We start from the raw sequence: 12,591 nt of genomic DNA, 5'->3' as shown, positions 1-12,591 counted from the left end.
CAACCAAACGGTTAGAGCCTCAAACCCACTTAGGTTAAGTCCGGCGGTGACCTACTCTCCCACACCCTCACGAGTGCAGTACCATCGGCGCAATGGGCCTTAGCTTCCGGGTTCGGTATGGGACCGGGCGTTTCCCCCACGCTATGACCGCCGTAACAATCACGAAGCACACAAACCAAATATTTCCTGGTCAGTGTTTTCCGGTGCTACAAAGTCTTGTAACTCATCTTGCATTTATTGGTTAGAGGTTGTTGTCTCGTAACCGCATAGTGAACGCGAACAGCATTGAAAAATATCAGTTCAATCATTGTTTTATTGTGTGTTGTAAGCCATCGGCCTATTAGTACAGGTCAGCTGCACAAGTCTTCAGTCCTTGCTTCCACATCCTGCCTATCAACCCAGTGGTCTAGCTGGGGGCCTCTCACACACAAAGGTGCATGGAAATCTCATCTCGAAGCAGGCTTCCCGCTTAGATGCTTTCAGCGGTTATCCCTTCCAAACGTAGCTAATCAGCGATGCACTTGGCAGTACAACTGACACACCAGAGGTTCGTCCGTCCCGGTCCTCTCGTACTAAGGACAGCCCTTCTCAAATTTCCAACGCGCGCAGCGGATAGGGACCGAACTGTCTCACGACGTTCTAAACCCAGCTCGCGTACCGCTTTAATGGGCGAACAGCCCAACCCTTGGGACCTACTCCAGCCCCAGGATGCGACGAGCCGACATCGAGGTGCCAAACCATGCCGTCGATATGGACTCTTGGGCAAGATCAGCCTGTTATCCCCGAGGTACCTTTTATCCGTTGAGCGACGGCCCTTCCACGAGGTGCCGCCGGATCACTAGTCCCGACTTTCGTCCCTGCTCGAGCTGTCACTCTCACAGTCAAGCTCCCTTGTGCACTTACACTCGACACCTGATTGCCAACCAGGCTGAGGGAACCTTTGGGCGCCTCCGTTACATTTTAGGAGGCAACCGCCCCAGTTAAACTACCCATCAGGCACTGTCCCTGAACCAGATCATGGTCCGAAGTTAGGTGACCGGTACAGCCAGAGTGGTATTTCAACGATGACTCCACCTGAACTAGCGTCCAAGCTTCACAGTCTCCCACCTATCCTACACAAGCTGCACCGAACACCAATACCAAACTATAGTAAAGGTCTCGGGGTCTTTCCGTCCTGCTGCGCGTAACGAGCATCTTTACTCGTACTGCAATTTCGCCGAGTTCATGGTTGAGACAGCGGGGAAGTCGTTACTCCATTCGTGCAGGTCGGAACTTACCCGACAAGGAATTTCGCTACCTTAGGATGGTTATAGTTACCACCGCCGTTTACTGGGGCTTAAATTCTCAGCTTCGCCACAAGGGCTAACCAGTCCTCTTAACCTTCCAGCACCGGGCAGGAGTCAGTCCGTATACATCGTCTTGCGACTTCGCACGGACCTGTGTTTTTAGTAAACAGTCGCTTCCCCCTGGTCTCTGCGGCCCACACCCGCATCAGAGAAGCAAGTTCTCATCACGGGGCAGGCCCCCCTTCTTCCGAAGTTACGGGGGCATTTTGCCGAGTTCCTTAACCATGATTCTCTCGATCGCCTTAGTATTCTCTACCTGATCACCTGTGTCGGTTTGGGGTACGGGCGGACTGGGACCTCGCGCCGATGCTTTTCTAGGCAGCATAGGATCACCGAATCACCCCGAAAACGGGGCGCCTATCAGGTCTCAGAATATATGAGCGGCGGATTTGCCAACCGCTCTTCCTACACCCTTGGACCAGGTCAATTCCATTGCCTGGCTCGGCTACCTTCCTGCGTCACACCTGTTAATACGCTGACCTCACTGCATCGGTTCCCACCACACCACCAGCAACCATTCCCGAAGGAACAAATCACCGGATCCGTCATGGTTAGCATCCACAGCTCAGTATGGGCGGTCCTTCGCCGGTACGGGAATATCAACCCGTTGTCCATCGACTACGCCTGTCGGCCTCGCCTTAGGTCCCGACTAACCCAGGGCAGATTAGCTTAACCCTGGAACCCTTGATCATTCGGCGGACGGGTTTCTCACCCGTCATTCGCTACTCATGCCTGCATTCTCACTCGTGTGGCCTCCACCGCTGGTTTCCACCGCGACTTCACCGTCCACACGACGCTCCCCTACCCATCCAAACACCCAATCGAAACCAGGTTAATATTTGAATGACGCAACTTCGGCGGTGTGCTTGAGCCCCGCTACATTATCGGCGCGGAATCACTTGACCAGTGAGCTATTACGCACTCTTTCAAGGGTGGCTGCTTCTAAGCCAACCTCCTGGTTGTCACAGCAACTCCACATCCTTTTCCACTTAGCACACGCTTAGGGGCCTTAGTTGGCGTTCTGGGCTGTTTCCCTCTCGACTATGAAGCTTATCCCCCACAGTCTCACTGCTGCGCTCTCACTTGCCGGCATTCGGAGTTTGGCTAAGGTCAGTAACCTTGTAGGGCCCATCGCCTATCCAGTAGCTCTACCTCCAGCAAGAAACACGCAACGCTGCACCTAAATGCATTTCGGGGAGAACCAGCTATCACGAAGTTTGATTGGCCTTTCACCCCTACCCACAGCTCATCCCCTCCATTTTCAACTGAAGTGGGTTCGGTCCTCCACACGCTCTTACACGCGCTTCAACCTGGCCATGGGTAGATCACTTCGCTTCGGGTCTAGATCACGCCACTCAAACGCCCTATTCAGACTCGCTTTCGCTACGGCTTCCCCACACGGGTTAACCTCGCGACGTAACACTAACTCGCAGGCTCATTCTTCAAAAGGCACGCCATCACCAGGGAACAAGTCCCCAGCTCTAACGGATTGTAAGCGCACGGTTTCAGGTACTATTTCACTCCCCTCCCGGGGTACTTTTCACCATTCCCTCACGGTACTGATTCACTATCGGTCATCAAGTAGTATTCAGGCTTACCAGGTGGTCCTGGCAGATTCACACAAGGTTTCACGGGCCCCGTGCTACTCGGGTATCAACACTAGAACGGCAGACACGCATTACACCTACGGGACTATCACCCTCTCTGGTCCGGCATTCCAACCGATTCACCTATACGCCTGCACCTCATCCCACCAGCAAGATAGCGCTGGTACATGTCAACCCCACAACCCCGGTGATGCAACGCCTATCCGCTATCACACACCAACCGGTTTAGCCCCATCCGCGTTCGCTCGCCACTACTAACGGAATCACTGTTGTTTTCTCTTCCTGCGGGTACTGAGATGTTTCACTTCCCCGCGTTCCCTCCACACAGCCTATACATTCAGCTGCAGGTCACACCACATAACATGGTGCGGGGTTCCCCCATTCGGAAATCCTGGTCTCAACGTCCGGTTATCGACTCCACCAGGCTTATCGCAGATTCCCACGTCCTTCATCGGCTCTTGATGCCAAGGCATCCACCGTGCGCCCTTAAAAACTTCAACACAAATCAAAGTCTCAGAATTGAGCAATAAAACAATCTAACAAAATCACGCAGACAAGACTCCAACACCAACCAATCCCAGGAAAAGGACCAGCCAGCTCATCTCATCTGCAAGATGCTCGCGTTCACTATACAGTTCCCAAACAACAACCCCGCACCCCCGCAACAACACCCCAAAACCAACACCAACCAAAGGCCAGCATCAATCCAACAGGACATCCTTGCAGCAAACACAGGACAAACACCGAAACACCAAGAACCCCTCACCCAAGCGAACACCACCAGGACCCTCCCCACAGGAAGAACCCCGGCAACCATTCACCAGGAAAGGAGGCTTGTTGCCTCAAAACCCAACAGCATGCCAAACCATACAAACCACACAACACCCACACACCGCATTCCAGCACCGCAAGAAGAAAACCCCCTGCAATGCGTACTAGCAGATGCCCAAGCACCACGCGGCCACAGCCAATACCCCGCACCAGCATCAGCCAGCACGTTTTCCGGTATTGAGTCCATTGATATTCCACCCATGAGCAACCCACCCGGACAACACTCGTGTCCAGCATGGGCAACCAATAATGGTTAGCTCCTTAGAAAGGAGGTGATCCAGCCGCACCTTCCGGTACGGCTACCTTGTTACGACTTAGTCCCAATCGCCAGTCCCACCTTCGACGACTCCCCCCACACAAGGTGGTTAGGCCATCGGCTTCGGGTGTTACCAACTTTCGTGACTTGACGGGCGGTGTGTACAAGGCCCGGGAACGTATTCACCGCAGCGTTGCTGATCTGCGATTACTAGCGACTCCGACTTCATGGGGTCGAGTTGCAGACCCCAATCCGAACTGAGACCGGCTTTTAGGGATTAGCTCCACCTCACAGTATCGCAACCCATTGTACCGGCCATTGTAGCATGCGTGAAGCCCAAGACATAAGGGGCATGATGATTTGACGTCATCCCCACCTTCCTCCGAGTTGACCCCGGCAGTCTCCCATGAGTCCCCACCACTACGTGCTGGCAACATGGAACGAGGGTTGCGCTCGTTGCGGGACTTAACCCAACATCTCACGACACGAGCTGACGACAACCATGCACCACCTGTGAACCAGCCCCGAAGGGAAACCCCATCTCTGGAGCGGTCTGGCACATGTCAAGCCTTGGTAAGGTTCTTCGCGTTGCATCGAATTAATCCGCATGCTCCGCCGCTTGTGCGGGCCCCCGTCAATTCCTTTGAGTTTTAGCCTTGCGGCCGTACTCCCCAGGCGGGGCACTTAATGCGTTAGCTACGGCGCGGAAAACGTGGAATGTCCCCCACACCTAGTGCCCAACGTTTACGGCATGGACTACCAGGGTATCTAATCCTGTTCGCTCCCCATGCTTTCGCTCCTCAGCGTCAGTAAATGCCCAGAGACCTGCCTTCGCCATCGGTGTTCCTCCTGATATCTGCGCATTTCACCGCTACACCAGGAATTCCAGTCTCCCCTACATCACTCTAGTCTGCCCGTACCCACCGCAGATCCGAGGTTGAGCCTCGGACTTTCACGGCAGACGCGACAAACCGCCTACGAGCTCTTTACGCCCAATAAATCCGGATAACGCTTGCGCCCTACGTATTACCGCGGCTGCTGGCACGTAGTTAGCCGGCGCTTCTTCTGCAGGTACCGTCACTTTCGCTTCTTCCCTACTGAAAGAGGTTTACAACCCGAAGGCCGTCATCCCTCACGCGGCGTCGCTGCATCAGGCTTTCGCCCATTGTGCAATATTCCCCACTGCTGCCTCCCGTAGGAGTCTGGGCCGTGTCTCAGTCCCAGTGTGGCCGGTCACCCTCTCAGGCCGGCTACCCGTCGTCGCCTTGGTGAGCCATTACCTCACCAACAAGCTGATAGGCCGCGAGTCCATCCCCCACCGATAAATCTTTCCACCACAAAACATGCGTTCCATGGTCATATCCGGTATTAGACCCAGTTTCCCGGGCTTATCCCAGAGTCGGGGGCAGGTTACTCACGTGTTACTCACCCGTTCGCCACTAATCCACCCAGCAAGCTGGGCTTCATCGTTCGACTTGCATGTGTTAAGCACGCCGCCAGCGTTCATCCTGAGCCAGGATCAAACTCTCCATAAAAAAATAAAAAGCCACCAGCAACCCCTTGGAAAAGAAGGGCGAAGCCGATGAAGTCCTGGCGAATAATAAAACACTCAAGAACACTGCACGGGGGTGCAATGCCTCAAGCAAATGTTATGTATTCACCAAATAAAAATATTCGGTATCAACAAACTTGGCACACTATTGAGTTCTCAAACAACAAACACTTACCGGTTCTTTACCCACCATTCCAGGCGGTAATTTCGTCCAGCGTTATATTCATATTCTATAACTTCGAATTCCTGAAAGTCAAATCCATTGTTTGTGATTTGAACCAGTATTCTCAGTTCCCATTCTTTTCAATTCCTTATCCACAAGACTGTGGAAAAACCTTGATTTTCTGGGGTTCTGCCGCCGTTGAGCTACGGGTTTTTTGTTCCGTTTTGTTCTCGGCGACAAGGAAAAACTATACACAGGTTTTGGGGGTCCTGCAAATCGGGTGGGTGGTTTTGGCGGGTGACCGTGCCCACTTAATTTCGCAACGCCGATTAAAGCGCGAGTTCTAGCGGATCGGTACCCGAAAACATTTCATGCAACGCACGAAAAGACATCTTAGAAACGGAAGCCGACCACCAAGGTGGTCGGCAATCCCTGTACAGCTAGTCTTCGACGATCTCAGCGTCGATGACCCGTGGATCATCCAGCGGCAACGAGCTGGGCACCACCGTAGGGATTCCCTCGAAGGCAACCGCGGCATTCTCGATCACGCGCTTGGCCATGTACCGATTGCCGACACCGCCGATGGCCGCGCCAACGCCAAACGGAACCAGTCGGCCCATGGTGCTGGCAGCCTGGGTGCCGATGATCTTTCGCAAGAACTTCTTCTGCATGGTGCGCTGCATGGCGGAGTAGATGCTCGTGGACTTGCCGGCACCGAAGGACTTGGCCCAGCCCTGGACCGGTCCTCCGCCGCGGCCTGCGGCTTGGGCAGTCAAGCCGGCAATCATTGAGCTGCCTTCCTCGCCCATCATGATGCCCATAACCAGCACTCGTGACCGATCCGGGTCTTCGATGGCAATGCCGTGCAGTTCTGCCAGGCTCTGCGCATACAGCGCAGAAGCTTCCAGGAAGCCCAGCGTTGCAGCAACGGAAAGGCCCAGCGCCACGCCGGTGCCGACAGCAGGGACGGCTGCGGTTCCACCCACGGCTGCACCGGTGCCGGTAACCACACGCAGGTAATCGCGCTCGACAATGGCTGCCAGCTCGGCTGCCGTGGCTTCCGGGTGCTTCTTGCGCAGCCGCTTGATGTAGGCAAGCACCAGCGGGCGCTGCACGCCGATGCCCTTCATGATGGCATCCTGCACGCCGGAGCGCGGCTTTCCATCCTTGCCAAGCAACGTCATTGAAATCGGATCGTTTTTCATGATGGCTCCAGCTTATCCGCAAGACCCTGAGAGTTGCCTTGAGCGCTCTGCCTTCACACAAGCGTCTTGAAAAATTCCTTGAAACTCCCCGATGCTGGTGAAAGAGTTGGCTTATGAAGAACGCTCAGGCCAAACGGTATAACCATGCCTTGAAAAGTGCCGGGATCTCGGAGCACCCGGTCTCTTTGCTCGATCTCGATGCCTTCGATTCAAACGTGATCGCCCTACGCGAACGGGCCGGCGGCGTGCCGATCCGCATCGCTTCCAAGTCCCTGCGTGTACGCAAGGCGTTGGAGCGGGCGCTCGACGAGCCAGGCTTCCGGGGCGTTCTCTGCTTCACGTTGGCCGAAGCATTATGGCTGGCCAGCCACGGTTTGAAGGACTTGGTGGTTGCGTACCCGCAAACGGATGCCGAAGCGATCAGCCGGTGGGCGGCCAGCGAGCAGGCCTGCGAAGCTGTCACCCTCATGGTGGATACCGAAGAGCAGCTGGATCTGATCGACAGAATCGCGCCGGGGCACCCGGCATTGAAGGTCGCCTTGGAACTGGATGCCGCCTATTACCCCAGCGGCGATATCCGCATCGGCGCCGCACGTTCGCCGCTGAGCCGGCCGGAACAGGTCGCGGCGCTGGCCGCCGAGGTGCACCGTCGCCGCAACTTCATCCTGGACGGGTTGATGGGCTACGAATCCCAGATCGCTTCGGTTCCCGATGGAGGGTTCAGCCCCAAGGCGCTGATCGCGCGCAAGCTGCGCCAAGCCAGCGCCGCCGAACTGGCCGAGCGCCGGGCCGAAACCGTCGAATTGGTCCGGGAGCTGGGCGAGCTGCGTTTCGTGAATGCCGGCGGCACAGGTTCGGTGGAAAGCACTGTCCAGGAACCCGCTATCACCGAGATTGCCGCGGGTTCAGGGCTGTTCGCACCCGCGCTGTTCGATTCCTATCGCGCATTCCGACCCGCCCCTGCCCTGTATCTGGGCTTCCCTGTGGTCCGCCGTCCCGATGAGCGAACAGTCACCATCCTCGGAGGCGGTTGGACCGCATCGGGTCCAGCCGGCAAGGACCGGCTGCCAAGAATCGAGCACCCAAAGAAGCTGCGCTATCTGTCCATGGAAGGAGCCGGCGAGGTGCAGACCCCGCTCACCGGCCCCAGCGCACACCGCATCGCCATTGGCGAAACGGTCTGGCTGCGCCATGCCAAGGCCGGCGAACCTGCGGAACGGGTTAATAAGGTGGCGGTGTATTCCAAGGGCAAGATCATCGAGCAGTGGCCCACCTACCGCGGGGAAGGCAAAGCATTCCTGTGAGCACCTTCAAGAACTTCGCGCGCACCGTTGTCGCGCACCCGGCAGCCATCCGCTCCCCGCGCAGCATCGCGGAATTGGCGCAGGTCCTGGCGCAGGCCGCCGACCAGCAGCAGCCGGTGCGTGCGATCGGCGCAGGCCATTCCTTCACTCCGCTGGCGGCTACCGACGGCATCTTGCTGAACCTGGATGGCTTCCAGGGAATCGAGGAAGTCGACGCCCTCACCCACGAGGTGACCTTCCGCGCCGGGACCCGGCTATGGCAGATCCCCGCACTGCTCAAACCCTTCAATCTCGCGTTGGAGAATATGGGCGATATCGACAAGCAATCTGTAGCCGGAGCCATCAGCACCGGCACCCACGGCACCGGCCTGCGATTCAGCGGATTCAGCGGAACGGTCACCGGGGTGCAGCTCCTGCTGGCCGATGGCACCCACCTGCGTGCCAACTCTCAGGAGAACACCGAACTATTCGAGGCCTCCCGGCTTGGCCTGGGAGCTCTGGGGGTGCTCACCCACGTGCGGCTGCGCTGCGTCCCGCACTACATGATGCGTGCGGAGGAAATCATCGAACCCATCGGGCTGATCGCCGAAAGCTTCGTCGAGCGCGCATGGGAAGAAGACCATCTGGAATTCTTCTGGTTCCCGGGCACCGGCAAGGCCCAGGTGAAGATCAATACCCGCCTCGACGGCCAAGTCCCGGCCGAGCAGCCGCCGGCGGCAGCCCGCTGGCTGAATGATGAAGTTGTCTCCAATGGCGCATTGCAGCTGCTCAGCTCGGTGAGCGCGGCGCTGCCGAAGACCACGCCGGCCTTGGCCAAGGTGGCGTGCGCCGCGTTGCCCGAAAGCAGCCGCATCGCACCGTGGAACGAAGTGTTCACCAGTGCGCGGCGGGTGCGTTTCACCGAAATGGAATATGCGCTCCCGCTGGCCAACTTCGATGAGGCTTTCGCCAGCGTGCGGGCGTACTTCAAGCGTTCGGGAACCGGGGTCTTCTTCCCAGTCGAGGTGCGCACCGCGGCCGAGGATTCCACCTGGCTGGGAACTGCCAGCGGCCGGCAAACTGCATATATTGCCGTGCACCGCTACATTCGCGATCAGGCTCGGGGATACTTTGCAGCCATGGAAGAGATCTTCCGCTCCCTGGGCGGCCGGCCGCACTGGGGCAAGGAGCATACGCTTCAGGCTGGGGAATTGGCTCAGCTCTACCCGAAGTTCAGCGATTTCACGCGGGTTCGCCAGGCTGCCGATCCGGAGGGCAGATTCCTCAATCCGTATCTGCGCAGCTTGCTCGGCGCCTAGAATTGGATGTCGGCCCAGATCAGCGGGCTTGATTCCTTCGCGAAGTCGGGGACTGTTCCCGGCAACGCCTGGGAAGTGCTCGGCTGGTTCTCCTTGATGCGGCCCTGGCCCAATACCTGCCACGTTTCGCTCGGCACCAGGTAGCTGCCCGAAGCATTGACAGCGTTCGCGTGCTTGAGTTCCTTGAGGAAAGGGTCAACGCGATCAGCGGAGCCGTCTTGCAGGCCCAGTGCACCGGCAATGACAAAGCGGTCTTCGCCCACGCCTTCTGCATGTTCGCCCTCGTCGGTGCGAACATAGTTCTCGCCGGAGAGATAGCCGTCGATGACCTTCAGCTCGTCCATCTGGCGTGCCTTGGCGAATTCCTCATCCTGCGCATCCGGCTGGGTTTGCGTCGCCAGGATGTGCACCGGCTCGCCACGGTACTGGATGGGAATGTCCCATAGGCCGGTGCTCATCACGGGGATGGACGCTGCCAGCACGCCGGATAAGTCGGTGTGGTGCAGCATATCGTTGGCAACCTGTTGCCACTTGAGCTGGGAAACGCTGGCGACCTGCTCTTGGGCGATCGGGTACTTCGACAGCACGACGATCGACCCCTGCTCCGCGAATGCGGCCTGGCCCCACGCGTCCTCGGCGCTGCCGATCACGCCGTCGGCGTTCAAGTCGGCGCCGCTTTGCAGGCCTTTGGAGCCCACCGCCAGATAGGAATACCCGTAGTCCACGTCGGCGCGGTCGTCGCCCAGATTGTTCAGATAGTTCTCATTGAGCGCGTCAACTGCCTCCTGGGTGGCGTCCATATCCGTCAGCACCACCACGTCCGCGTTGGCGCTGCTGATCTTGTCCGCAACCTGGGCTGCCTGCCGGTCGGTTCCGCGCATCAGGGCCGCGGGCAGCTCTTCGGGGGTTTCGCCGGTGAGACTTGCCTGGATGGTTGCCACGCGCAGCGAGGTCTCCGAAAGCTGCGCGGCATTGGCGCCTGCTGGGTCGCCGGGTCCGGTGGGTGCGGCAAGTGCGCCGGTTGCGGGGAGCATCAGAAGTGCCCCTAAACCCAGGCTCGCTGTTCCGACTAATAACTTGCGCACCCATCCACCCTACGACGTTCAGCTACCGCTTTCCAGCACCTTTACCGGATTGTAATGCCGCAGCCGCAGCGGCCTTCTTGTTCGCGGAAAGGACTTCTTCCATATACGGCGCACGCACATGCGTGGATACCCGGGCGTCCACCAGGCATACGCCGCGGGCGCCTGCATCAACCCACTGCTGCACGGCGGCGAGGTCTTCCAGCGTGCCAACGCGGATTCCGGTCGCTCCCATGGAGTTGGCAATGCCGGCAAAATCCACGGTAGGGATCAGCATCGGATCTTCGTGCAGGCCGACGGATCCGTACTGGTGGATTTCCGCACCATAGGCGGAGTCGTTGTAGATGACGATGACGCCGCTTTCCACGCTGCGCACGATCGATTCGAGGTCTGCCAGGCCCATCAGGAATCCGCCATCTCCGGCGGCCAGCACGACCGTGCGGCCTTCCGCCGCCGGGGCCGCACCCACCATGGAGGCGATGCCCAGGCCGATGGACTGGTAGGCGGTTCCCACACAGGCCAGGGAGCGCGCACCGGAAGTCGACCAGTACATCGGACCCCAGCCGATGAAGTGCCCGCCATCCTGCACCAGCACGCGGTTGGCCGGCAGGATGCCCTGCAGCTCGCTGGCCACGCGGCGCGGATCCAGCTGCCCGTCGGAGGCCTGCTCGTCGCCGGCGGGGCGGCTGCGCAGCTCGGACAGGTCGAGGCCTGCGCGCCATGCGTCATCGGCTTGCTCCACGGCACCGAGCAGGTCCGCGGCAGCCAGGGCCGCATCGCCGGTGGCGAAGTAGTCGACGCGCGGATTGGTGGCCGCGCATCCCAGATCGATCTGGATCAGGGTGGCATCGTCTGCCACTAGCTCGCCAAAGCGCATGGTGAACTGGTTCAGCGAGGCGCCGAGCACCAGTACGGTATCTGCCTGCGCGATGATCGCGGCGTTGGCCTCCGTGGAGAACCCTCCGGTGATGCCCAGGTCGAACTCGTAGTCCAGCAGGTCGCGGGCCAGCAGCGTGCCCGAGGTGGTGGCCCCCAGCTTCTGAGCCAGCGCCTGGACCTGCTCGGCGGCATCAATTGCGCCGCGGCCATAGAGGATGTGGGTGCGCTGCGAGGCGTTGAGCTTGGCACCGATCTGCTCCAGCTGGGTGGAGTTCAGCTGCGGCGCCGGCGGGGTGCTGCGCAGGGAGGCGAAATCGGGAAGCTGCTCTTCGAGGGAATCCAGCGCTGCCAGGTCGTAGGGAATGGCCAGGACCACCGGCAGCTGCTCGCGCAACGCATGGGCCGCCGCCTCAAGGGCGGTCGCACCCGGAGTGTTGCGGTCGACGACGTAGCGGGGCGCCCGCACCGCGGCATCGATCGCGGCTTGGTCCACGTCCCAGCCGCGCAGGCCCGACGTCGGCGCGTCGCCGGTGACGAACAGCAGCGGGGTCCGCGCCGCGGCGGCCTCGGCCAGGGCAGTGGTGGTATTGGTGTAGCCGGCACCGTAGGTGGTGGAGGCGATGGCCAGCTTGTTGGAGATGCGGAAGTACGCGTCGGCGGCCGAAACGGCGGCCGATTCATGGCGCACTGCGGTGTAGTCGAAGCCTGCACGCACCGCGGCGTCGAGGAAGTGGGCGTTGCCGTTGCCCATCAATCCGAAAATTCGCGGGGCCAGGGGCTTGAGGGCATGGGCAATGGCAGCTGAAACGCTGGACATTATGGACTCTTTTCAAGAAATCGTGCTGAAGAAATTCCATATATGTCTGCCGTTACCGGTTGCTTCACCGCAACGGGTATCGCCCCTTTTGAGAGCGCCGGAACCAGCTGGAGCCGTGTTCCTGACTCACTGATGATAAGGCAGGAACCCTGCTCGGCGCTAGGAGCCGGTGACCGCGACTCGGAAAGCCAGGGACGCAAACTCCTCCAAAAGTACCATGTACTGCAACTACCAGAATCGATACAATCGAG

Annotated in this window: 5 protein-coding genes and 3 rRNA genes; 2 read left to right on the top strand and 6 right to left on the bottom strand. The window is 58.9% G+C overall.

Annotated elements, in window-relative coordinates; all coding sequences use genetic code 11:
• Window positions 1-38: 38 nt before the first annotated feature.
• The 4 genes from rrf to ATK23_RS14455 all read right to left on the bottom strand — a co-directional run bounded on the left by rrf (window position 39) and on the right by ATK23_RS14455 (window position 6,960).
• Window positions 39-155: ribosomal RNA gene (gene rrf / locus ATK23_RS14470) — 5S ribosomal RNA — on the bottom strand.
• Window positions 156-319: 164 nt separating this feature from the next.
• Window positions 320-3,453, bottom strand: a 23S ribosomal RNA gene (locus ATK23_RS14465).
• A 596-nt stretch (window positions 3,454-4,049) separates the two neighbouring features.
• Window positions 4,050-5,575 (bottom strand): 16S ribosomal RNA (locus ATK23_RS14460).
• Together the 16S, 23S and 5S rRNA genes form the textbook arrangement of a ribosomal RNA operon.
• Before the next feature lie 620 nt (window positions 5,576-6,195).
• Complete coding sequence (locus tag ATK23_RS14455; RefSeq protein ID WP_038993642.1) at window positions 6,196-6,960, bottom strand: hypothetical protein; 765 nt, start codon at window positions 6,958-6,960, stop codon at window positions 6,196-6,198.
• A gap of 113 nt (window positions 6,961-7,073) precedes the next feature.
• Here ATK23_RS14455 and ATK23_RS14450 point away from each other — a divergent pair, with 113 nt between their 5' ends.
• Window positions 7,074-8,264: an alanine racemase gene (locus ATK23_RS14450; protein WP_066144663.1), complete on the top strand. Its 1,191-nt coding sequence runs from the start codon at window positions 7,074-7,076 to the stop codon at window positions 8,262-8,264.
• The gene (locus ATK23_RS14445; RefSeq protein ID WP_245858442.1) at window positions 8,261-9,562 is read left to right on the top strand and encodes an FAD-linked oxidoreductase, L-gulonolactone oxidase family; all 1,302 of its coding nucleotides are present in this window, start codon (window positions 8,261-8,263) and stop codon (window positions 9,560-9,562) included. Before ATK23_RS14450 ends, ATK23_RS14445 begins: the two co-directional genes overlap by 4 nt.
• Here ATK23_RS14445 and ATK23_RS14440 read toward each other — a convergent pair.
• Window positions 9,559-10,596 carry an endonuclease/exonuclease/phosphatase family protein gene (locus ATK23_RS14440; protein WP_066144659.1) on the bottom strand — a complete coding sequence of 346 codons (1,038 nt, stop codon included), beginning with the start codon at window positions 10,594-10,596 and terminating at the stop codon, window positions 9,559-9,561. The genes ATK23_RS14445 and ATK23_RS14440 overlap by 4 nt on opposite strands.
• Before the next feature lie 73 nt (window positions 10,597-10,669).
• The gene (locus tag ATK23_RS14435; protein ID WP_066144657.1) at window positions 10,670-12,340 is read right to left on the bottom strand and encodes a thiamine pyrophosphate-binding protein; all 1,671 of its coding nucleotides are present in this window, start codon (window positions 12,338-12,340) and stop codon (window positions 10,670-10,672) included.
• Between the last annotated feature and the right edge of the window lie 251 nt (window positions 12,341-12,591).

The organism is Glutamicibacter nicotianae (genome assembly GCF_002797775.1).
Lineage (GTDB): Bacteria > Actinomycetota > Actinomycetes > Actinomycetales > Micrococcaceae > Glutamicibacter > Glutamicibacter nicotianae.
Note: the sequence above shows the minus strand (reverse complement) of the source record. Positions and strands in the feature narration are given on the sequence as shown.

Excerpts from the sequence above, each read along its gene's own strand:
- ATK23_RS14450 (WP_066144663.1), top strand. The coding sequence starts at position 7,074 with ATGAAGAACGCTCAGGCCAAACGGTATAACCATGCCTTGAAAAGTGCC.
- ATK23_RS14455 (WP_038993642.1), bottom strand. The coding sequence starts at position 6,960 with ATGAAAAACGATCCGATTTCAATGACGTTGCTTGGCAAGGATGGAAAG.
- ATK23_RS14435 (WP_066144657.1), bottom strand. The coding sequence starts at position 12,340 with ATGTCCAGCGTTTCAGCTGCCATTGCCCATGCCCTCAAGCCCCTGGCC.
- ATK23_RS14440 (WP_066144659.1), bottom strand. The coding sequence starts at position 10,596 with ATGCTCCCCGCAACCGGCGCACTTGCCGCACCCACCGGACCCGGCGAC.